The sequence below is a fragment of the Achromobacter sp. KK8 genome (assembly GCF_054188005.1).
Genome location: NZ_CM135178.1, coordinates 3725346 through 3745768 on the forward strand (window position 1 = coordinate 3725346; position 20423 = coordinate 3745768).

The 20423-nt window shown below is 69.2% G+C and carries 19 protein-coding genes; 12 read left to right on the forward strand and 7 right to left on the reverse strand.

The window, feature by feature from the left end:
• Positions 1-57 precede the first annotated feature (57 nt).
• The 8 genes from ACVN9Z_RS17170 (at position 58) to ACVN9Z_RS17205 (ending at position 7453) form a co-directional block, all read left to right on the forward strand.
• On the forward strand, positions 58-1047 hold the full coding sequence (locus ACVN9Z_RS17170; protein WP_006388024.1) for a Bug family tripartite tricarboxylate transporter substrate binding protein: 990 nt from the start codon (positions 58-60) through the stop codon (positions 1045-1047).
• A gap of 2 nt (positions 1048-1049) precedes the next feature.
• Positions 1050-1928: an N-formylglutamate amidohydrolase gene (locus ACVN9Z_RS17175; RefSeq protein ID WP_006388025.1), complete on the forward strand. Its 879-nt coding sequence runs from the start codon at positions 1050-1052 to the stop codon at positions 1926-1928.
• Positions 1929-2074: 146 nt separating this feature from the next.
• On the forward strand, positions 2075-2395 hold the full coding sequence (locus ACVN9Z_RS17180) for a hypothetical protein (RefSeq protein ID WP_026385319.1): 321 nt from the start codon (positions 2075-2077) through the stop codon (positions 2393-2395).
• 149 nt (positions 2396-2544) lie between these two features.
• Positions 2545-3576, forward strand: a complete 1032-nt coding sequence (locus tag ACVN9Z_RS17185; RefSeq protein WP_458212421.1) for an ABC transporter substrate-binding protein — start codon at positions 2545-2547, stop codon at positions 3574-3576.
• Positions 3563-4582 (forward strand): ABC transporter permease, encoded by a 1020-nt coding sequence (locus ACVN9Z_RS17190; protein ID WP_006388028.1) that lies wholly within the window; start codon positions 3563-3565, stop codon positions 4580-4582. The genes ACVN9Z_RS17185 and ACVN9Z_RS17190 overlap by 14 nt, the downstream gene beginning before the upstream one ends.
• On the forward strand, positions 4576-5361 hold the full coding sequence (locus ACVN9Z_RS17195) for an ABC transporter ATP-binding protein (RefSeq protein ID WP_006388029.1): 786 nt from the start codon (positions 4576-4578) through the stop codon (positions 5359-5361). The genes ACVN9Z_RS17190 and ACVN9Z_RS17195 overlap by 7 nt, the downstream gene beginning before the upstream one ends.
• Positions 5355-6845: a c-type cytochrome gene (locus ACVN9Z_RS17200; protein ID WP_458212422.1), complete on the forward strand. Its 1491-nt coding sequence runs from the start codon at positions 5355-5357 to the stop codon at positions 6843-6845. The genes ACVN9Z_RS17195 and ACVN9Z_RS17200 overlap by 7 nt, the downstream gene beginning before the upstream one ends.
• A gap of 77 nt (positions 6846-6922) precedes the next feature.
• Positions 6923-7453 (forward strand): OsmC family protein, encoded by a 531-nt coding sequence (locus tag ACVN9Z_RS17205; RefSeq protein ID WP_458212423.1) that lies wholly within the window; start codon positions 6923-6925, stop codon positions 7451-7453.
• 42 nt (positions 7454-7495) lie between these two features.
• Here the strand turns inward: ACVN9Z_RS17205 and ACVN9Z_RS17210 are convergent, their stop codons facing one another.
• Positions 7496-8338, reverse strand: a complete 843-nt coding sequence (locus ACVN9Z_RS17210) for a LysR family transcriptional regulator (RefSeq protein ID WP_024068428.1) — start codon at positions 8336-8338, stop codon at positions 7496-7498.
• Positions 8339-8446: 108 nt separating this feature from the next.
• Here ACVN9Z_RS17210 and ACVN9Z_RS17215 point away from each other — a divergent pair, with 108 nt between their 5' ends.
• Positions 8447-9433 carry a bile acid:sodium symporter family protein gene (locus ACVN9Z_RS17215; protein WP_024068429.1) on the forward strand — a complete coding sequence of 329 codons (987 nt, stop codon included), beginning with the start codon at positions 8447-8449 and terminating at the stop codon, positions 9431-9433.
• Positions 9434-9437: 4 nt separating this feature from the next.
• On the opposite strand, the gene ACVN9Z_RS17220 is transcribed toward ACVN9Z_RS17215, so the two are convergent.
• Both ACVN9Z_RS17220 and ACVN9Z_RS17225 read right to left on the reverse strand, forming a co-directional pair.
• Positions 9438-9824 (reverse strand): Rieske (2Fe-2S) protein, encoded by a 387-nt coding sequence (locus ACVN9Z_RS17220; RefSeq protein ID WP_006386601.1) that lies wholly within the window; start codon positions 9822-9824, stop codon positions 9438-9440.
• Between the two features lie 51 nt (positions 9825-9875).
• On the reverse strand, positions 9876-11678 hold the full coding sequence (locus ACVN9Z_RS17225) for an ABCB family ABC transporter ATP-binding protein/permease (RefSeq protein ID WP_437257707.1): 1803 nt from the start codon (positions 11676-11678) through the stop codon (positions 9876-9878).
• Positions 11679-11973: 295 nt separating this feature from the next.
• Between ACVN9Z_RS17225 and ACVN9Z_RS17230 the strand changes: the two genes are divergently transcribed.
• Positions 11974-12801 (forward strand): aldo/keto reductase, encoded by an 828-nt coding sequence (locus tag ACVN9Z_RS17230; RefSeq protein WP_045953102.1) that lies wholly within the window; start codon positions 11974-11976, stop codon positions 12799-12801.
• A 73-nt stretch (positions 12802-12874) separates the two neighbouring features.
• Here the strand turns inward: ACVN9Z_RS17230 and ACVN9Z_RS17235 are convergent, their stop codons facing one another.
• Entirely contained in the window at positions 12875-13075 is a 201-nt protein-coding gene (locus ACVN9Z_RS17235; RefSeq protein WP_054449070.1) for a hypothetical protein, read from the reverse strand.
• A complete protein-coding gene (locus tag ACVN9Z_RS17240; protein WP_070780828.1) occupies positions 13072-14247 on the reverse strand; it encodes a PepSY-associated TM helix domain-containing protein in 1176 nt (391 codons plus the stop codon). The genes ACVN9Z_RS17235 and ACVN9Z_RS17240 overlap by 4 nt, the downstream gene beginning before the upstream one ends.
• A gap of 185 nt (positions 14248-14432) precedes the next feature.
• On the opposite strand from ACVN9Z_RS17240, the gene ACVN9Z_RS17245 reads away from it, so the two are divergent.
• Positions 14433-15152 carry a metallophosphoesterase gene (locus tag ACVN9Z_RS17245; protein ID WP_006386606.1) on the forward strand — a complete coding sequence of 240 codons (720 nt, stop codon included), beginning with the start codon at positions 14433-14435 and terminating at the stop codon, positions 15150-15152.
• A gap of 127 nt (positions 15153-15279) precedes the next feature.
• On the opposite strand, the gene ACVN9Z_RS17250 is transcribed toward ACVN9Z_RS17245, so the two are convergent.
• Positions 15280-17964: a penicillin-binding protein 1A gene (locus ACVN9Z_RS17250; RefSeq protein ID WP_458212424.1), complete on the reverse strand. Its 2685-nt coding sequence runs from the start codon at positions 17962-17964 to the stop codon at positions 15280-15282.
• A gap of 215 nt (positions 17965-18179) precedes the next feature.
• On the reverse strand, positions 18180-18986 hold the full coding sequence (locus tag ACVN9Z_RS17255; protein ID WP_024068433.1) for an AraC family transcriptional regulator: 807 nt from the start codon (positions 18984-18986) through the stop codon (positions 18180-18182).
• A 165-nt stretch (positions 18987-19151) separates the two neighbouring features.
• On the opposite strand from ACVN9Z_RS17255, the gene ACVN9Z_RS17260 reads away from it, so the two are divergent.
• Complete coding sequence (locus tag ACVN9Z_RS17260) at positions 19152-20402, forward strand: MFS transporter (RefSeq protein ID WP_020927079.1); 1251 nt, start codon at positions 19152-19154, stop codon at positions 20400-20402.
• Positions 20403-20423: the final 21 nt, after the last annotated feature.

Sequence of the window (20423 nt, forward strand, 5' to 3'; positions counted from 1 at the left end):
AAGTTCGGACACTGGCGGCCTCGCAGCAAGACCTGCACCTTTTTCCGGAGTCGCTCCATGTCCCGCCGCTTTTTCGGCTGTTCCGCGCGCATCGCGCTCGCCGGCGTCTGCGCCGCGCTGTCCTTTGCCGGCCCGGCGCAAGCCGCCGACTATCCCTCCCGCCCCATCAAGCTGGTGGTGCCGTTCGCCGCGGGCGGTTCGACCGACATTGTGGCGCGCCTGGTGGCCGAGTACGCCGGCCGCGACCTGAAGCAGACCATCGTGGTCGAGAACAAGGCCGGCGCGGGCGGTTCGCTTGGCATGGAACAGGTGGCGCGCTCGACCCCCGACGGCTACACCATCGGCATGGCGACGATGAGCACGCACGGGTCGAATCCGGCGGTCTATCGCAAGATGAACTATGACCCGCTCAAGGACTTCGAGCCGGTGGCCAACGTGCTGGCCGTGCCCAGTATCTTCGCGATCAATCCGCAGGTCCCCGCCAAGAACATGGCCGAGTTCGTCGCGCTGGCCAAGGGGCAGGCGGACAAGTACAGCTTTGCCTCGCCGGGCGTGGGCTCGCTGGGCCACGTGAACATCGAGAACTTCATGATGCTGGCCGGCATCAAGCTGCTGCACGTGCCGTACCGCGGCGCCGGTCCGGCGCTCAATGACGTGATGGGCGGGCAGGTGGACGCCATCACCGACAACCTGTCCTCGACCCTGCCGCAGGTGCTGGGCGGCAAGCTGCGGCCGCTGGCGGTGCTGGGCGCCGAACGCTCGCCGCTGCTGCCGGATGTGCCGACCTATATCGAACTGGGCTACCCCGACATGGGCACGGGCGGCTGGTTCGGCCTGGTGGCGCCGGCCGGCACGCCGCCGGCGGTGATCGAGCGCCTGAACCAGGCGGTGCGCGCGGCGATGCAGGATCCGGAGTTCCGCAAGAAGGCCGAGGACGTCGGTGGTACGCTGATGCCGACCACGCCGCAGGAATTCAAGACGCAGATCGAACAGGCCCTGGCGCGCTACGCCAAAGTCGCCAAGGCCGCCAACATCCAGGCTGACTGACGATGACGAACGCCGACTTCCAAGCCGTTTCCGTGCATGCCCCGACCGCGCCGGCCCTGCCGCTGGTGTGTGACTCGCCGCACAGTGGCGAGCAATACCCCGCCGATTTCGGCGCCGCGGCCAGCCTGGCGCAGTTGCGCCAGGGCGAGGACACGCACGTGGACGCCTTGTGGTCGGCGGCGCCGGCATTGGGCGCCACGCTGGTGGCGGCGCACTTTCCGCGCGTCTACATCGATCCCAACCGCACGCTGCGCGACCTGGATCCGGAGTTGCTGGCCGAACCCTGGCCGGAACCGCTCGATCCCGGCGAGAAGACCCGGCTGGGCAAGGGCCTGATCTGGCGCCGCATGGACAAGGCCACGCCGATCTATGACCGCAAGCTGTCGCTGGCCGAAGTGCGCCACCGCATCCAGGCGTACTACGAGCCGTATCACGCGGCGCTGGCGCAGGCCATCGAAAGCGCGCAACGCGATTTCGGCGCGGTCTGGCACTTGAACCTGCACTCGATGCCGAACGATGCCTATGAGCGGCTGGGCCGCGAGAGCGCGCATCCGCTGGCCGATTTCGTGCTTGGCGACCGCGACGGCACCACCTGTGAGCCGGAGTTCATCGCCCTGATCGAGACGGCGCTGCGCGACCGCGGCTATACCGTGGCGCGCAACGATCCCTACAAGGGCGTGCAGCTGATCGCGCAGATCGGCCAGCCGGCATTGAACCGGCACAGTCTGCAGGTGGAGATCCGGCGTCCGCTGTACATGGACGAGGCGACCCGCGAGCGCAACGCGGGCTTCGAATCGCTGCGCGCCGACCTGTCGCAGGTGCTGGCGCAGGTGGCGCAATACGTGCGCGCGCGCATGCCGGCAATATTATCGACAAAATAGACGCGCGTTCATCGTCGCGATCCCGCGGCCCCGGTTGACGCAAGCCAATCGGGGCCGTCGTGCTTGCGCTTAAGTTTCCCGGCGGGCGGCCGTTGTCGCTAACAACGTGCTGCGTCGATCATTGGCGCGGCCTACAGGGAACCGGTATGGCCGAGAAGATCATCAATGGTTTTTCCGTCGTGGCGTACGCGACGCAACCCGAGGGGCGCATTCCGGCGCGCGCCTTTCTGGAAACGCGGCGCTTGCCGGTGAAAGCGGATGCGGCGGCCAAGGCCCCCTGCGCCCCGGACGCGCAGCCGCCCTGTGAGACGCCCGATGTCGAGGAAGAAGCCGAAAGCCTGGCGTTCGAGATCTTCGTGACGCGTCGTTTCCGCGGCACGGTCGAAGCGATGTCGGCCGCGCGCAACGCGCTGGACCGCGTCAAGTCCGTCGACGAGCACGGCGTTCCCGACCACCTGCCGGACTAGGGCCGCGCGCCGCCTGCCGCGGGATCCGGCGGCGCGGCCGCCGCCCACATATTGTTATCCCCACTTTGTATTTGTCGAACGCCTGAGCGCGGGCCGATGATGCCGCATGGCAAGCATCGCCATTCACAGTCTGCTCAAAAGGAAGGTTGATGAATACGAACGTCCAAACGCGCGCCCATGCGGCGCGCGGCATTTCGCGACGCGCATTGCTGCGCGCGGCAACCGCGGCGGGCCTTGCGGCGCCGCTGGGCATGCTCGGTTCGCGCGTGCTGGCGGCCAATGGCGCGCCTCGCACCTACAAGATCGCGTGGAGCCAGACCGCGGTGTGCCAGTCGCCGGTGTCGGTGGCGCTGGAGCGCGGTTTTTTCGACAAGTACAACCTCAAGGTCGAGCGCATCAATTTCAGCGGCTCGACCGACCAGTTGCTCGAAGCCATCGCCACCGGCCATGCCGATGGCGGCATCGGCATGGCGCTGCGCTGGCTCAAGCCGCTGGAGCAGGGCTTTGACGTGAAGCTGGCGGTGGGCACGCACGGTGGCTGCATGCGCCTGCTGACCGCGGCGGACTCGCCGATCAAGAGCGTGCAGGACCTGAAGGGCCGCCGCGTGGCGGTGTCCGACCAGGCCAGCCCGGTGAAGAACTTCTTCGCGATCCGCGTGGCTCAGCTGGGCATCGATCCGGAGTCGGTGGACTGGCGCCAGTATCCGCAGGACCTGTTCGGCGAAGTGCTGAGAAAGGGCGAGGTCGATGCCATCGCCGGCGACGATCCGCTGATCTACACGCTGCGCGAGGACAACAAGCTGCGCGAGATCGCCACCAACATCGAAGGCGATTACGAGAACCGCACCTGCTGCGTGCTCGGGCTGCGCGGCGACCTGGTGCGCAACGATCCCGAGTCGGCCGCGGCCATCACCCGGGCGGTGATCGACGCGCAGCGCTGGACCGCGTCCAATCCCGACGAGACCGCCCGCATCTTCGCGCCCTACGTGCCGGGCAAGGTGCCGGCCGAGCGCGTGGCGGCGATCCTGCGCAGCCACAGCCATGGCCACGCGTCGACCGGCGGGGCGCTGCGCGAAGAGATCGTGGGCTATGCCAAGGATCTGAAGACCATCAAGGTGCTCAGCTCCAATCTCGATATCAACAAGTACGCGCAAGCGGTGGTGCCCAATGTCCTCGGCTGACACGCTGGCGGTTGGCGCGTTGCGCGGCGCGCCGGCCGCGGCGCAACCCTGGCGCCTGTGGAAGACCGGCGTGGCCGCCGCCGCCCTGTGGGCGGCGGTGGGCGCGGTGACGCTGCGCTGGCCCAACGTGGAGGTGGGCTTCACGTCATGGGGCTACACGCGTGAATTCGGCGTGGCGGCGTTGGTGCTGGCGGCCTTGCTGCTGCTGGCGGCGGTGGCCGGCGCCGCCCACCGCCGTCCGGTGCGGGCACTGCACCGGGCCGGGCCGTGGCTGCTGGCATTGGCCGTGGCGGTGGGCCTGTGGGAGGTCGCCACGGCCAAGCTGGCGCTGCTGCCCAGCCCGTTCTTCGCGCCGCCGCAGTCGCTGATCGAGGTCTACGTCAGCGACTACAAGCGGTTGGCCGACAGCCTGGCCAACTCGCTCTGGCTGCTGGCCAATGGCTTCGGGCTGGGCGCGGCGGCGGGTTTCCTGACCGGCGTGGCGATCGGCTGGTCGCGCGGCCTGGGTTACTGGGTGCATCCGGTGCTGCGCTTCCTGGGGCCGGTGCCGTCGACGGCGCTGCTGCCGATGGCGTTCTTCTTTTTCCCGTCGAGCTGGTCGGCGGCGGTGTTCCTGATCGCGCTGGCGACCTGGTTCCCGGTCACGGTGCTGACCTGGTCGGGCGTGGCGGGCGTGAACCGCGCCTACTACGACGTGGCGCGGACGATGGGGGCGAGCGAGTGGTTCCTGGTGCTGCGGGTGGCGATACCGGCGGCCTTGCCGCAGGTGTTCGTGGGCCTGTTCATGGGCCTGGGCGCCTCGTTTTCGGTGCTGGTGGCGGCCGAGATGATGGGCGTGAAATCGGGACTGGGCTGGTATCTGTCGTGGGCGCAGGGCTGGGCGTCGTACGCCAATATGTACGGCGCGCTGATCGTGATGGCGCTGGTGTTCTCGGGGCTGATCACGCTGCTGTTCGCGGGGCGTGATCGCTTGCTGGCCTGGCAGAAGGGGGTGGTGAAATGGTAGCGGCGGCACAGGAAGCGGCGGCGCGCGGCGCGGCGCTGGCGGTGCGGGGCGTGAACCACCGCTTCGAGCTGGACGGCGCGGCGTTGCCGGTGCTGGACGATATCGACCTGGAGGTGCGGCCCGGCGAGTTCGTGGCGCTGCTGGGCCCGAGCGGTTGCGGCAAGTCGACTTTGCTGCGGCTGGTGGCGGGGCTGGAGCCGCCGGCCCAGGGCGACCTGCTGGCCGACGACGAACCGATCGACGGACCGTCGCCATCGCGCATCGTGGTGTTCCAGGATCCGACGCTGTATCCGTGGCGGACCGTATGGCACAACGTGGCGCTGGGCCTGCAGGCGCGCGGACTGTTGAAGACGCAGCGCGCCCGGGTCGACGACGCGTTGCAGCGCGTGGGGCTGGCGGCCTTTGGCCAGGCCTACCCGCACCAGCTGTCCGGCGGCATGGCGCAGCGCGCCGCGCTGGCACGCGCGCTGGTGAACGATCCGCGCATCCTGATCCTGGACGAGCCGCTCGGCAAGCTCGATTCGCTGACGCGGATCGCGATGCAGTCCGAGCTGGTGGAGCTGTGGCAGCGCAGCGGCTTCACCGCCTTGCTGGTGACGCACGACGTCGAGGAGGCCCTGTTCATGGCCTCGCGCATCATTGTGTTGAGCGAACGGCCGGCGCGGATCAAGGATGAGATCGTCAACGACCTGCCGTATCCGCGCCATCGCGGCGACCCGCGCCTGGCCGAGTTGCGGCGCCAGGCGCTGGCCTTGCTGGGGCTGGATGCAACGTGGTGAGCAACGCGGCATTGGCGCTGGCGGCCCTGGTGGCGCCGGCGGGCATGCTGGCGTGCCTGGCCGCCGCGCGCCGGCGGGGCGATGCGATCACGGCCGGCCTGCCGCTGCCGTGGCTGGCGGCCCTGGCGTTGGCGGCGGTGGGCGGCGTGCTTGCGCTGGGCTGGCAACGGGTGCAGGGCGCGCCCGGCCTGCTGGGATCGCGGCTGGGGCACCTGGCCCTGGCCGTCGCCGCTGTGTTGCTGCTGGCGGCGCTGGTGGCTTGCTGGCTGCACAGCCGCGCGCCGGAACGGGCGGGGCAGGCGTGGCGCCGCGCCGGCGCCACGGTATTGGCAGCGTTGGCGTTGCTGGCGACGCTGCTGGCGTTGGCGATTGCCTGGCAGCCGGAGGAGGCGCTGGCGATCGCGCACTGGCCGTTCACCTGGCGCTACGACCCGGATCTGCCGGTCGGCACGCATACCTGGCGGCGCCTGGGACTGGCGGCGGGATTGACGGCGGCGGCGCTGGCGCTGCTGGTGGGCGCGCTGTTTGCGCGGCGGGGCCGGCTGGTATGGCTGACGGCCGCCGCGGGCCTGCTGGCCAGCGCCAGCTGGCCCGCGCCGCGCATGCTGCTGACGGAAGCGACGGCCACGTCGTACCAGCGTTCGCCCCTGGTGTTTTCGGATCGCAATCTGCTGCAAGGCGCGCGCCTGTACCAGAGCCACTGCGCGGCCTGCCATGGCGAGCGGGCGGATGGCCGGGGGCCGCTCGCGCCGGGGCTGCCGACCTGGCCGAGCGTGCTGGGCGCGGCGTTGTTCGAGAACCGGCTCGAAGGGGAGTTGCACTGGCGCCTGGCGCAAGGCGGCCACGGGCATGCCGTTGGCGCGCAGGGCGGGGACGGTCGCTCCGGCAGCGGACTGCCTGGCGACAGGCAGTCCGCCGCGGCGCGCGTTGCCGGTCCGCCGCAGGCCTTGACGGCCGACGAGATCTGGCAGGTGCTGGACTACCTGCGCGTGCACGCCTATGGCGTCAACGGTGGCGCGGGCATGCCGGCGGTTCCCGCGCCGGTGGTGGCGTTGTCGTGCCGCGACGGGCGCGCGGTCACGCTGGCCGGCCTGCGCGGCCTGCCGCTACGCGTGGTGGCGGCGATGCCGGGCGCGCCGCCGGAACCGCAGGATCCGCGCCTGTTGACCGTGGCGTTGACGCGCGGCGGTCCGCTGCCCGGGGATGCCGATTGCGCGGCGGTGGACGAGGACGCCTGGAATGCCTATGCGCTGGCCGCCGGGCTGGCGCCGCAGGGGCTGGCGGGCGCGCAGTTCATGGTCGATCGCCGCGGCTGGCTGCGGGCGCGGCGCCTGCCGGGCGCGGCGCCGGCCTGGACCAGCGCGGACAACGTCTGCGGGCCGGGCGGCCGCATGGAGAACACCACGGCGCAGGGGTTGGGCGCGCTGCTGCTGGCGATGGATCGTGCCCCCATCGGGATTCCGGATTCGCGCCGCAGGCGGTAGCGCATGTTCGGGCGGCATGGCGACTCGCCATCCGGGCACATTTCCCTTCCACTTTTCACATACGCGAGGCAGGCAAGATGAGCACGTTGAATGAATACCTGGGCCAGAAGCGCGAGGCGGTGCTGGCGCGCATTGCGCGAGACCCGCGCACGGTGACGCCGGTGAAGCTGCGCGCGCAGGTCAGCGCGGAAGGTCGCAGCGGCGTGCGCCGCATCCGCATCCGCGATCACCAGGTGGTGAGCGACAGCCCGGCGGATTTCGCCGGTTATGACCTTGGGCCGAGTTCGCCGGAACTGCTGTTGGGATCGCTGGGCAGCTGCCTGACGCACATCTTCCTGATCAAGGCGGCCGAGCTGGAACTGCCGCTGGAATCGCTGCAGGTGGAGATCGAAGGCGACCTGGATCCGCGCGGCGGCAAGCCGGGCTACGAGCAGGTGCCGTTCTTTCCGCACAACATCCGCTACACCGCGCACATCGTGTCGCCGGCCGACGAGGACGCGGTGCGGGCCGTGCATGAGGCGGTGGAGCAGTGGTGCCCGATCCTGAACCTGCTCAAGCAGCCGCAGCCGCTGGAAGGCAGCGTGCGGCACACGCGGTCACGGGCCTGAGCGGCCGGGGCCCGCGCCCGCGCGGTCGTCCGGTTGAAAGTCTCAGGTCAACGAGCTGCGCATCAGGATTTCGGTGAGCGCGCGGGTCGGCTGGTTGGGCGCGGGCGCCGAGATCACGATGAATTCCACCTGCGGCAGCGCCGGCAGGGCCAGTGCGCCGGCGGGCGCCGCCAGGCCGGCGGTGGACAGGTGCGAGGGCTGCACCGTGATGCCCAGGCCGGCGCGGGCGGCCGCCTGGCAGCCGGCGTAGCTGGTGCTGGTACAGACGATCTGCCAGCTGCGGCCGGCGCGCGCCAGCGCATCCAGCGCCAGGGTCCGGGTGACGCTGGGCTCGCGCAGCAGGATCAGCGGCAGCGGCGCGTCGGGCGCCAGGCGCAGGCCTTCGCGGACGCGCCACAGGAGCGCTTCCTTGTGCAGGGTCTGGCCGCGGCGGTCGCCGCGGCGGCGCTTGCCGATCATGACGTCCAGCCCGTTGTCGTCGAGCAGCCGGTAGAGGTCGCTGGTGACGCCGATGGTGATGTCCAGCTCGACTTCGGGATGCGCCTGGCGGAACGCGGCCAGCACGTCGGGCAGCGGGCCCATCGCCAGGTCGTCGGAGGTGCCGAGCCGCACGCGCCCGCGCAGGCGCGGGGCGTCGAACAGCCGCTCGGCGCGTTCGTGCGCGTCGAGGATGATTTCGGCGTGCACCAGCAGGCTGCGGCCGTCGCTGGTCAGGGCCAGTGAGTGGGTGTCGCGCAGGAACAGGCGGCGCTCCAGTGCCAGCTCCAGCTGGCGGATGTGTTCGCTGACGGTGGGCTGGGTCAGGCCGAGGCGGCGCGCCGCCTCGCTGAAGCTGGGCGCGCCCGCGGCGGTGGCGAAGGTCTTGAGCCAGAGCGGGTTGAGCATGGCGGCCTGCCTATAGGAAAGTTCGATAGCAGTTAAAGTAACCAGTGGCCTTCACGATAGCAAGCCGCGCGCCTATAGTTTCCGCAACCTTCCTGGAAACCTCCCGCCATGCGCCGCTTCCTGCCCGACCAGTTCACCCTCATCCTGATCGCCACCGTGGCGTTCGCCAGCTTTTTCCCGGCCGTGGGCAAGGGCGCGTCGTTCATGATGGTGGCCAGCAATGTGGCGATTTCGCTGTTGTTCTTCCTGCACGGCGCGCGTTTGTCCACGGACGCGATCGTGGCGGGGGTCAAGGACGTGCGGCTGCATGCGCTGATCCTCGGGTGCACCTTCATCCTGTTCCCGGCGCTGGGGCTGGCGTTGCGGGCCGTGTTTCCCGGGCTGCTGACGCCGTCGCTGTGGCTGGGCGTGATCTTCGTGTGCACGTTGTCGTCGACGGTGCAGTCGTCGATCGCCTTCACGTCGATGGCCCGCGGCAATGTGCCGGGCGCGATCTGCGCGGCGACCGCGTCCAACCTGCTGGGCACCGTGCTGACGCCGCTGCTGGTGGCGGTGCTGCTGCATCGCCAGGGCGGCGGCCACGGCCTGGCCGATGCCGGCCGCATCCTGCTGCAACTGCTGCTGCCGTTCGCGGTGGGCAGCCTGTTGCGGCCGTGGATCGGCGCCTGGGCGCAGCGCAACAGCCGGGTGCTGTCGAAGGTGGATCGCAGTTCGATCCTGCTGGCGGTCTACACCGCGTTCAGCGAGGCGGTGGCGCAGGGCATCTGGCATGCGTTCCCGGCGATCGACCTGGCGACCATGGTGCTGGTCAATGCGTTGTTGCTGGGGTCGGTGCTGCTGGTCACGACCTGGGGCAGCCGCAAGCTCGGGCTGTCCAAGGAGAACGAGATCACGCTGGTGTTCTGCGGGTCGAAGAAGTCGCTGGCATCCGGCATTCCGTTGGCCACGGTGCTGTTCGGCACCTCGCAGATGGGCATCGTGGTGCTGCCGCTGATGATCTTCCACCAGATGCAGCTGATGGTCTGCGCGGTGCTGGCGCGCCGCTACGCCGACCGGGCCGAGCCGACGCAGGCGGCCGAGCCGGCCCGCGCCTGAGGCCTCAGCCTTCGGCGGCCAGCGGCTGGATCTTGCCGCTGGGCTGCCAGTAGACGGCGCCGTCGCGTTCCTCGACCGCCAGCACGGTGAGACGGCCGTTCTTACAGGGGCCGCCCACGCACAGGCCGGTGTCGGGCTGGTAGGTGGCGCCGTGGCGGGCGCACATGATCAGGTCGCCCGCGCGGGTGAAGAAGCTGCCTTCCCAGTCGAGTTCGACGCCGACGTGGGCGCAGCGGTTCAGGTAGCCGTGCACCCGGTCCTGGTAGCGCACGAAGAAGGCGGTGGTGCGGCCCGCGCTGTCGGTGACCGGCAGTTTGACGCCGAGCCCGCCGTTGACCAGGTCGGTGGCGGCGCAGACGCGGACTTCGGGGGCGATGCGGGAATCCTGCATGGATGGCCTTGGAAGCAAAGGGTGCGATCTTCGGACAGGGGGCGGGGCTTGTCAATCCGCCGGCGCGGCGGTGTTTTCCTGCTGCCGCGCCCACATGGCGGCATACAGGCCGCCCGCGGCCAGCAGCTGCGCGTGGCGCCCGCGTTCGGCCACGCGGCCGTCCTCGAGCACGAGGATCTCGTCGGCATCGGCCACGGTGGACAGGCGGTGGGCGATGATGAGCGTGCTGCGGCCGCGGCTGACTTCGCGCAGGTTGGCCTGGATCTCCCGTTCGGTGCGGGTGTCGAGCGCGCTGGTGGCTTCGTCGAACAGGAAGATGGCCGGGTCCTTGAGCAGGGTGCGGGCGATGGCCACGCGCTGCTTTTCGCCGCCGGACAGCTTGAGCCCGCGCTCGCCCACCATGGTCTGGTAGCCGTCGGGCATGGCCATGATCAGGTCGTGGATGTGCGCCAGCCGGGCCGCGTGCTCGATCTCGGCATCCGAGGCGCCGGGACGGCCGTAGCCGATGTTGTAGCGGATGGTGTCGTTGAACAGCACGGTGTCCTGCGGCACCACGCCGATGGCGGCGCGCAGGCTGGCCTGGGTGACGTCGCGGATGTCCTGGCCGTCGACCAGGATGGCGCCGGCGTCGGCATCGTAGAAGCGGAACAGCAGCCGCGCGATGGTGGACTTGCCCGCGCCCGAGGTGCCCACCACGGCCAGGGTCTTGCCGGCCGGCAGGGTGAAGTTCACGCCCTTGAGGATGGGCCGGCGTTCGTCGTAGCCGAAGCGCACGTCGCGGAACTCGACCGCGCCGCCGGCCACGCGCAGCGGCTGCGCCTCGGGGCGGTCGGCCACTTCGCGGTCCTGGCCGAGCAGCTCGAACATGCGCTCCATGTCGATCATGGCCTGCTTGATCTCGCGGTAGATGAAACCGAAGAAGCTGAGCGGCGAGTACAGCTGCAGCAGGTAGGTGTTGACCAGCACGAAGTCGCCCAGGGTGTAGCGGCCCGCGGCGATGCCGCGGGCGGCCATCCACATCACCAGCGTCAGGCCCGCGGAGATGATGACGGCCTGGCCGACGTTGAGGATCGACAGGCTGACCTGGCTGCGCACCGCCGCGCGTTCGTAGCGGGTGAGCGAGGCGTCGTAGCGGCGCGCTTCGTGTTCTTCGTTGCCGAAGTACTTGACCGTTTCGTAGTTCAGCAGGCTCTCGATGGCCTTGGTGTTGGCCTCGGAATCGGTTTCGTTCATGAGCCGGCGGAACTTGGCGCGCCATTCGGTGACGGCCAGCGTGTAGGCCATGTACAGGATCACCGTGGCGCCGGTGGCCAGCGCCAGCCAGGCGTCGAACATGCGCCACAGCACGATGCAGACCAGGCCGATCTCGAAGAAGGTCGGCAGGATGTTGAACAGCAGGAACGACAGCAGTGTCTGGATGCCCTTGGTGCCGCGCTCGATGGCGCGGGTCAGGCCGCCGGTCTGGCGTGTCAGGTGGAAACGCAGCGCCAGGCCGTGCAGGTGGCGGAAGATGCGCAGGCCGACCGAACGGATGGCGTGCTGGCCGACGCGGGCGAAGAGGGCGTCGCGCAATTCGGAGAACAGCAGCGACAGGACCCGCGCGCCGCCGTAGGCCAAGATCAGGCCCAGCGGCACCGTCACCGCGCCCGGCGCGCCTTCGCCCAGGGCGTCGATGGCGTGCTTGTACAGCACCGGCACGTAGACGGTGGCCGCCTTGGCGGCGAACAGGCACAGCAGGGCGGCCACCACCCGGGCCTTCAACCCCGCCTGGCCGGGCGGCCAGAGGTAGGGAAAGAGGGTGCGCAGGGTGGCGAAACCACCGCGTCCGGCGGGGCGGGAATCTGGTGCGGTCATGGGGACGGAAGTTGTTCAGGCGGGGGGACGGCCCAGGGTTCCACGGGGGTGAAAGGCCCCGAAAAGGCCCATTATCCGGCACCAGCGCTATGATCTAGTTGAAAACCCCTGGGATGAAAGCACCACTCCCGGGGGTTTTCCATCCAGTTTTCGCATTGTTTTTTCCATACGGGCGCAGCGGGGCGGGCCCGTCATCAACGGTAGGCCAGGGGGTACCGCCCGGCAACATCCCTGGCTGCGCGACCTGGCGCGATTTCGCCATGCGAGCGTCGCGTCGCAAGCTTGGGAGGGTGTTATGGCGAAGGTACCCACAGTGAAACTGAACGACGGCGGCAAGATTCCGCAATTGGGCCTGGGCGTGTGGCAGGTGCCGGACGAGCAGGCCGCGGCCAGCGTCAAGGAAGCGCTGGCGGCCGGCTACCGTTCGGTGGACACCGCCGCGATCTACGGCAATGAATCCGGCGTGGGCGCCGGGCTGCGCGCGGCAGGGGTGGCGCGCAAGGATCTGTTCATCACCACCAAGCTGTGGAATGACAGGCACGGTTTCGACCAGGCCCACCAGGCCATGGACGAAAGCCTGGAAAAGCTCGGCCTGGCCTACGTGGATCTGTACCTGATCCACTGGCCGGTGGCGGGCAGCGAGAAGTTCGTCGACGCCTGGCGCGCCATGATCGAGATGAAGGAAGACGGCCGTGCCCGCTCGATCGGTGTGTCCAATTTCACCCAGGCCAACCTGGAGCGCCTGATCGACGCCACCGGCGTCACGCCGGCGGTCAACCAGATCGAGCTGCATCCGGGCTTCGCGCAGCGCGAACTGCGGGCTTTTCACGATAAGCACGGCATCGCCACCGAGTCGTGGAGTCCGCTGGCGCAGGGCAAGATCACCCAGGACAAGACCATCCTGGAACTGGCGCGCAAGCATGGCAAGTCGCCGGCCCAGGTGACGCTGCGCTGGCACTTGCAGCATGGCCTGATCGTGATCCCGAAGTCCGTGACGCCGGCGCGCATCCGCGAGAACATCGACGTGTTCGATTTCGAGCTGTCGGGCGCGGAGATGGCGGCGATCGACGCCATCGAGGAAGGGCCCCGCCTGGGACCCGATCCGGAAAAGTTCGGCAAGTAGGGCGCCCGCGAGCGGCGGGCGCCGCCGGCGTGCCCAGGGCCTGCGCGAGGCTTCTTTCAGTGCCAGCCGGGCTCTAGGCCTCGGGTTGCCTGGGCGGGAAGAACCAGTAGCGCACGATGACCACCAGCAGGATGGTCAGCGCCGTCCATGAGGCCCAGTGCCAGGCGCCGGTGCCCAGCAGCGCCGCCAGCAGGCCGAAGATGCTGAGCACGCCCAGCAGGGTCGGCACGCCCCAGACGAACAGGAAGCCGCGCGAGGATTTCTGCTTGCTCATGCGGGACTCCGTTGCGCGGTGGCGGCGGCCTGGTGCTTGCGCACCAGTTCGGCGATGCGGGCTTCGGTGGCACGGCGCCGCGCCAGCCACAGGTAGAGGCCGCTGACCAGCACCACGATGGTGATCAGGTCGAGCACGGCCCAGATGATCTTCAGGGGCAGGCCGGCGTAGTCGCCGAAGTGCAGCGGACGCGACAGTTCCAGCGCGGTCAGGTACCACGGCATTTTCGCGATCGTGGTCAGTTCGCCGCTGCGGCCGTCGATCAGGACGGGCGTGTTCATCTTGGAGGTCAGCGGCGTGGCGCCGCGCATCCAGGTGATGTAGTGGTGGGGGCTGCCGAAGGCGTTGCCGGGGAAGGCGATGAACGACACTTCGTTGCCTGGCAGGGCCTTGCGCGCGGTATCGGCGGCGGACTGGGCCGAAGACAGTTCGGCGGGCACGCCCTGGCCCTTGTAGGGTTCGAGGATGCGCACCAGCTCGGTCGATTGCCACAGGCGGAACAGCGGCGTGGACAGCTCGTTGATGACGCCGGTCACGCCCACCACGAAGGCCCACACCAGCGTCACGATGCCGAGCAGGTTGTGCAGGTCGAGCCATTTGAGGCGGGTGGAGCGGCCGGCGCGCACGGTGCCAAATTCCAGCTTCTTCATGAAGGGCCCGTACAGCACCACCCCGGAGACGATGGCGACGCAGAACAGCAGGCCCATGAAGCCCAGGAACAGCTCGCCCGGCAGGCCGGCGAACAGATCCACGTGCAGGGCCAGCATGATGCCCATGAAAGAGAACTTGTCTTCGGTGTAGAGCGGGCCGTCGAGCAGCACGTCGCCGGTGCGGCCGTCCATGCGCACCGCGTGGCCGGACACCATGCCGTCGCCGGGCTTCTTGGCCATGCCAACGTAGACCTGGGGCTCGTCGGGGTCGAAGAACAGGTAGTCGACCACTTCGCCGGGGTACATGGACTTGGCGCGCTCGACCAGCGTGTCGAGGTTGGCCGGCGGGGTCGAGGCGGGCACGTCGGACAGGGGCTTGGCGTCGTCCAGCCAGTGCTCGATCTCGTGGTGGAACACCAGCGGCAAGCCGGTCAGGCAGATGATGAGCAGGAAGATCGTACAGACCAGGCTGGTCCACTTGTGGACCAGGTACCAGGTTTTGATGGTGGAGGCGGCGGTCATGGCGACGGCGGGGCGGCTCGCGCGGCCCCCTTCAATGGAGATTCGGGAAAGGACGGAACATTATCACGAATAATAGCTATTCTCGTCACGCGATTTGTGTTGCGTCTTGCAAGCGAGGTGTAATTGGGGGCAGATGAAAGCGGGTTAAAAGGAAGCCTGGGCCCGATTGGGCGGGCTGGATCATCATGCAGCAACGTTTTCTGAAAGTGCCGCGCAACGAGCTGGGCCGCGATTTCGCGGTGGGCGACGTGCATGGCTGTTTTACGCGCCTGCGCGACAGCCTGGCGCGGATGGGCTTCGACGCCAGCCGCGACCGGCTGTTTTCCGTCGGCGACCTGGTCGACCGGGGGCCGGAGAGCGAGGCCGCGCTGGAGTGGCTGGCGCAGCCCTGGTTCTACGCGGTGCAGGGCAACCACGAGGACTATGCGGTGCGCCATGTCCGCACCGGCCAGGTGGACGTGGTGAACTGGCGCGGCTACGGCGGCGGCTGGTTCCTGGACCTGCCGGCCGAGCGCCAGCAGGTCTACGCCGAGGCCTTCGGGCAATTGCCTATCGCGATCGAGGTCGAGACCTCGTCGGGCGCGGTGGGATTGCTGCATGCCGATTGCCCGGTGTTGTTCTGGCCGCGCCTGGAATCGGCGTTGCAGGACCGCTACAAGCGCACCAGCGCCGCCTGCCAGTGGTCGCGCGAGCGACTGCGGCAACTGGACCGCACCGGCGTGCGCGGGGTGCGCGCGGTGGTGGCGGGCCACACGCCGGTGGCCGAGCCGCTGGCGCTGGGCAACGTCTATCACATCGATACCGAGGGCTGGAAGGATGGCTACTTCACCTTCCTCGACCTGGAAACGCTGCAGGCCTGGCCGCGCGCGGTGGTGACCGAGCCCCCGGTGGTCGAGCCGGGTTAGCCGGGCTGGCCGGGACCGGAGCGGGAAAATGAAACGGGGCGCCCATGGGCGCCCCGTCTGCATTGCGGTGCCAGGCCGCTAGTGCCGTTCCGTGGATTTCTCGCGGGGGTATCGGCCGGACAGCACGCTAGAGCGGCCGCGCCGCCAACGGCCCGTCGCCGCCGCTGACGACGTTGGCGCGGGGGCCGGCCACCGGGTCGGCCTCGACGCGTGGCACCGGAATCGGCGGGATCGGGGGGGCATTGCCGGCGCCGCCGCCCAGCGTGCCTCCCAGCGCGCCGCCGCCGGCGGCCGGCACGGGAATCGGCTGCGCCACCGGCGCCTGCTGGGCCGGCACCTGTTGCGTCGGCACCTGCCGGGCCGGTTGCGGCGCGCCCGCCTGCGGTGGGGTGGCTGGCGGCAGCGCCGCGCCGGGCGCGGGCAGGGGCCGCACCGAGTTGTCGACGCCGTCGGTGGAGCGGTTGTTGTTGAGGAAGTCGGTCAGCGGGTCGCCGCTGGACAGGTCGAGCGAGGCCACCGCCTGGCCCGGCGGGAATTCGTTGAAATAGTATTCGCCGTTGTCCACCAGCAGGCCGTCGGGACGCGGCGCCGGCTTGGCCTCGGGCACGCCCTTGAGCGCCGGCTGCATGTAGTCGAGCCAGGTGGTCAGGGCCAGGCCGCTGCCGAATTCGTTGGTGCCCAGTGACTTGGGCTGGTCAAAGCCCATCCAGACCGTGGTGGCCAGGCTGGGGGTGAAGCCGGAGAACCAGACGTCGACCGCCTCGTTGGTGGTGCCGGTCTTGCCGCCGATGTCGTTGCGCTTGAGCACCTGGTGCGCGCGCGCCGCGGTGCCGCTGGTGGTGACGCCGCGCAGGATGTCATCCATGACCCAGGCGGTGCGCGGGTCGATGGCGCGCGCGGCGGCGTCGCCCGCCACCACCGGCTGCGCCTGCATCAGCACGTTGCCCGAGCGGTCGGTGACCTTGTCGATCAGGTAGGGCGTGACGCGGTAGCCGCCGTTGGCGAACACGCTGTAGCCGTTGACCACCTGCAGCGGCGTGGCGCCGCCGGCGCCCAGGCCCAGCGGCAGCACCGCCGGCCAGCGGGCCTTGTCGAAGCCGAAGCGGGTCAGGTAGTCCTGCGCGTACTGCGGGCCGATGGCCTGCAGGATGCGGATGGTGACCATGTTCTTGGACTTGTACAGGCCCTGCCGCAGGGTCAGCATGGGCTCATAGCGGTTGCCGTCGTTCTTGGGCTGCCAGTCCTTCGAGCCGGTCTGCGCGGCGGTCAGCATGAAGGGCTGGTCGGACACCTGGGTGGCCGGCGTCAGGCCGCGTTCGAGGGCCGCGGCGTACACGAACGGCTTGATGTTCGAGCCCGGCTGGCGCCAGGCCTGCGTGACGCGGTTGAAGGTGCCGCGGTTGTAGTCGAAGCCGCCGATCATGGCGCGGATGGCGCCGTCCTGCGGCACCATCGACACCAGCGCCGCCTGCAGCGCCGGCATGTTGATGATTTCCCAGCCGTCGCCGTTCTTGTGGATGTAGACCACCGAGCCGCGCTGGATGCGCTGGCTGTCGCTGGCCTTGGGGTTGAGGGCGCGCGCCACCACCGCCAGCGCCTTCTTGTCGGAGATGGTGATGATCTCGCGCGCGCTGCGCGCCACGGTCACTTCCTGCGGGCTGGCGGCCAGCACCACGGCGGTCAGCAGGTCTTCGCTGTCGGGCGTCTTTTCCTGCACGCCGTCGAGGATGTCGTCGAACGCCGCGGCGTCCTTTTCGACGCCGTCGGGCAGGTCGATCTGGTCTTCCGGGCCGGGGTAGGGCGCGCGCCGGGTGTAGTCCAGCACGCCGTCGCGCACGGCGCGGTAGGCCGCTTCCTGGTCCTTGGAGTCGATCGTGGTGTAGACGTCGATGCCCTTGGAGTAGGTCTGCTCCTGGAACACGCCGTACATCAGCTGGCGCGCCAGTTCGGCCGGGTATTCGCCGTGGATGGCGAAGCCGCGCAGGCTGGCGCCGTCGGCGCCGCGGATCACTACGTGCTGCTTGAGGGCTTCTTCGGTCTGTTCCGGCGTCAGGTAGCCCAGCGTCTTCATGCGGCCCAGCACGTAGTGCTGGCGGATCTCGGCGCGCGGGAAATTGGTGATGGGGTTGAAGCGCGAAGGCGCCTTGGGAATGCCGGCCAGCATCGCGGCCTCGGCCGGCGTGACTTCGGACAGCGGCTTGCCCAGGTAGGTGCGCGAGGCGGCGGCGAAGCCATAGGCGCGGTGACCCAGGTAGATCTGGTTCATGTAGAGCTCGAGGATCTGGTCCTTGGTGAGCTCGGATTCAATCTTGTAGGTCAGCAGCAGTTCGTAGAACTTGCGCGAATAGGTCTTTTCGGACGACAGGTAGAAGTTGCGCGCCACCTGCATGGTGATCGTGCTGCCGCCCTGGGTCTTGGATTGCTTGACGAGGTTCACGAGCACGGCGCGCACCATGCCCATCCAGTCGACGCCGCCATGCTGATAGAAGCGGTCGTCCTCGGCCGCCAGCACCGCCTGGCGCATCACCGCCGGGATCTCGTCGAAGCGCAGCACGTTGCGGTGTTCTTCGCCGTATTCGCCGATCAGGACCTTGTCGGCGGTATAGATGCGCAGCGGCACCCGCGGCCGGTAGTCGGTCATGGCGTGCAGGTCGGGCAGGCTGGGCCAGGCGATCGCCAGCGCCAGGCCGACCAACAGCGCCCCGCAGACACCGAGGCCGGCGACGGCGACGCCGGCCTTGATCAGGAGTCGTTTCCAGGGAAAGCCCGATTTGCCGCCCGGGGTGGCGGAGGATTGCTGGGGGGTGCTCATTGCTGGCGATTCTAGGGCAGAACGCTATAGACCGGCCACCGCGCCGGAAGGTTTCAGTAACCAAACTTGCCCGCAGGGACGGTTCGGATCGGGGGCAGGGGATTTAGGGACGGGGTTGAGGATACGCGCCACGCGGGTTTCGCGCAGCGCCGCGTGGCAAGCGCGCGCTGAAATGTATTGCGCGCCGTGACAAACGGCAAGGCCGGTTGCAGGTGTCATGCGGCCTGTCGGTGCAGATACCGTTGCGGCGGCGCGCCCAGGGCACGGTGAAACATGGCGCTGAAGGCGCTGGCGCTGCGGTAGCCGAGGTCGGCGGCGATGCGCGCCACCGGCACGCCCAGCGACAGGCGGCAGACGGCGTCGGCCAGGCGCACCTGTTGCACCCACTGCCGGTAATTCAGTCCCAATTCAGCCTGGAACAGACGGATGAGCGTGCGCGCGCTGGCGCCGACCTCGCTGCCCCAGTCCTCGATGCCGCGCTGCAGCCCGGGCCGGTCGAGAATCGCCTCGCAGATGATCTGCAGGCGGCGGTCGCGCGGCCATGGGATCTGGATGGGCACGACCCGCGCGGCGGCCAGTTCGGACAGGATCAGCGCGGCCACCTGTTCGGCGCGGCCGCCCAACGGATAGTCGATGGGCTCGGCGGTCAGGGCCAGGATCAGCTCGCGCAACAGGCCGCTGACCTCGATCACCTGGCATTGCGGCCAGTACGCTTGCGCGGCGTCGGCCTGGATGTAGAGCGAGCGCATCGAGACCGCGCCGACCATGTCGACGCCATGCGACACGCCCGCCGGGACCCATAGCGCGCGCAGCGGCGGCAGCGCCCAGAAGCCGCTGGGCGTGGTGACGCGCATCACGCCTTCGATGGCATAGATGAGTTGGGCGCGCGGATGCGAGTGGGCGCCGGTGCGCGCGCCGGCGGGAAATTCCTTGGCCATCGCGGTCACGCCGCGGGGACGGTGTTGATAGTCCTGGGCGTCGATGCTGCGGGCCGGGTCGAGGCGCGCGGGCCGGGTGGGCATGTTGTCACTTCCGACAAATGGAGGAGGCCGAATTCATGGGGGAATGGCCCTATTTTGTCACTTTCCCGACGAAAATTGTCAGTCGGAGGGCGGGCATGCTTCCTACACTGGCAAGGTCCGGCGCTGCGCCGGGCTTTTCTTTGTTTCCCCCGTCCCGTCCAAGCCATGAACCCATCCCAGACCCCCGCTGTCGCGCTGCCCGATGACGCCGCGCCGGCCGCCGCGCCGCAGCCCGCCGTTGCCGACCCTTCGACCGCGTTCGCGGTATTGGGCGCCATCAGCGTGGCGCACCTGATGAACGACATGATCCAGTCGATCCTGTTGGCCATCTATCCCATGCTGAAGGATTCGTTCAGCCTGTCGTTCGCGCAGATCGGCCTGATCACGCTGGTGTACCAGCTGGCGGCCTCGCTGCTGCAACCGTTCATCGGTTTCTACACCGACCGCAACCCCAAGCCGTATTCGCTGCCGGTGGGCATGGGCTTCACGCTGGCCGGCCTGCTGCTGCTGTCGGTGGCGCCGTCGTTCGGCTGGCTGCTGGTGGCGGCGGTGCTGGTGGGCACGGGATCGTCGGTGTTCCACCCCGAGTCGTCGCGGGTGGCGCGCATGGCCTCGGGCGGGCGCCATGGGCTGGCGCAGTCGCTGTTCCAGGTGGGCGGCAACGTGGGCTCGGCGCTGGGGCCGCTGCTGGCGGCGCTGTTCATCATTCCGCACGGCCAGCGCAGCGTGGCGTGGTTTTCGCTGGCGGCGCTGTTCGGCATGGTGGTGCTGACCGGCATCGGCCGCTGGTACGCCGCCAACCGCGCGCGCCTCAAGCCCCGCGCGAGGCGCGAAGGCGCCGGCAACGGGCTGACGCGCAACCAGGTGCTGGGCGCGTTGGGCGTGCTGGGGCTGCTGGTGTTTTCCAAGTACTTCTACCTGGCCAGCCTGAACAGCTATTTCACCTTCTACCTGATCGACAAGTTCGCGCTGTCGGTGCGCGAGGCGCAGTTGTACCTGTTCCTGTTCCTGGCCGCGGTGGCGGTGGGCACGGTGGTGGGCGGCCCGGTGGGCGACCGCATCGGCCGCAAGATCGTGATCTGGGTGTCGATCCTGGGCGTGGCGCCGTTCACGCTGCTGTTGCCGTACGCCAACCTGTTCTGGACCGGCGTGCTGGTGGTGGTCATCGGTGTGGTGCTGGCGTCCGCGTTTTCGGCCATCGTGGTGTATGCGCAGGAACTGGTGCCGGGCAAGGTCGGCATGATCGCCGGCCTGTTCTTCGGTTTCGCCTTCGGCATGGGCGGGCTGGGCGCGGCCGCGCTTGGCAAGCTGGCCGATGCCACCAGCATCGGCTATGTGTACCAGGTCTGCGCCTATCTGCCGTTGTTGGGCATCGTCGCGGTGCTGCTGCCGGACGTGGAGCGCAAGCGCGCCTGAGGAGCGGGGGCGCGCGACGGC

Bases quoted from the DNA above. Each gene is read 5' to 3' on its own strand.
- ACVN9Z_RS17170 (WP_006388024.1), top strand. From the start codon at position 58: ATGTCCCGCCGCTTTTTCGGCTGTTCCGCGCGCATCGCGCTCGCCGGC.
- ACVN9Z_RS17175 (WP_006388025.1), top strand. From the start codon at position 1,050: ATGACGAACGCCGACTTCCAAGCCGTTTCCGTGCATGCCCCGACCGCG.
- ACVN9Z_RS17180 (WP_026385319.1), top strand. From the start codon at position 2,075: ATGGCCGAGAAGATCATCAATGGTTTTTCCGTCGTGGCGTACGCGACG.
- ACVN9Z_RS17185 (WP_458212421.1), top strand. From the start codon at position 2,545: ATGAATACGAACGTCCAAACGCGCGCCCATGCGGCGCGCGGCATTTCG.
- ACVN9Z_RS17190 (WP_006388028.1), top strand. From the start codon at position 3,563: ATGTCCTCGGCTGACACGCTGGCGGTTGGCGCGTTGCGCGGCGCGCCG.
- ACVN9Z_RS17195 (WP_006388029.1), top strand. From the start codon at position 4,576: ATGGTAGCGGCGGCACAGGAAGCGGCGGCGCGCGGCGCGGCGCTGGCG.
- ACVN9Z_RS17205 (WP_458212423.1), top strand. From the start codon at position 6,923: ATGAGCACGTTGAATGAATACCTGGGCCAGAAGCGCGAGGCGGTGCTG.
- ACVN9Z_RS17210 (WP_024068428.1), bottom strand. From the start codon at position 8,338: ATGCTCAACCCGCTCTGGCTCAAGACCTTCGCCACCGCCGCGGGCGCG.
- ACVN9Z_RS17215 (WP_024068429.1), top strand. From the start codon at position 8,447: ATGCGCCGCTTCCTGCCCGACCAGTTCACCCTCATCCTGATCGCCACC.
- ACVN9Z_RS17220 (WP_006386601.1), bottom strand. From the start codon at position 9,824: ATGCAGGATTCCCGCATCGCCCCCGAAGTCCGCGTCTGCGCCGCCACC.
- ACVN9Z_RS17225 (WP_437257707.1), bottom strand. From the start codon at position 11,678: ATGACCGCACCAGATTCCCGCCCCGCCGGACGCGGTGGTTTCGCCACC.
- ACVN9Z_RS17230 (WP_045953102.1), top strand. From the start codon at position 11,974: ATGGCGAAGGTACCCACAGTGAAACTGAACGACGGCGGCAAGATTCCG.
- ACVN9Z_RS17235 (WP_054449070.1), bottom strand. From the start codon at position 13,075: ATGAGCAAGCAGAAATCCTCGCGCGGCTTCCTGTTCGTCTGGGGCGTG.
- ACVN9Z_RS17240 (WP_070780828.1), bottom strand. From the start codon at position 14,247: ATGACCGCCGCCTCCACCATCAAAACCTGGTACCTGGTCCACAAGTGG.
- ACVN9Z_RS17245 (WP_006386606.1), top strand. From the start codon at position 14,433: ATGCAGCAACGTTTTCTGAAAGTGCCGCGCAACGAGCTGGGCCGCGAT.
- ACVN9Z_RS17250 (WP_458212424.1), bottom strand. From the start codon at position 17,964: ATGAGCACCCCCCAGCAATCCTCCGCCACCCCGGGCGGCAAATCGGGC.
- ACVN9Z_RS17255 (WP_024068433.1), bottom strand. From the start codon at position 18,986: ATGCCCACCCGGCCCGCGCGCCTCGACCCGGCCCGCAGCATCGACGCC.
- ACVN9Z_RS17260 (WP_020927079.1), top strand. From the start codon at position 19,152: ATGAACCCATCCCAGACCCCCGCTGTCGCGCTGCCCGATGACGCCGCG.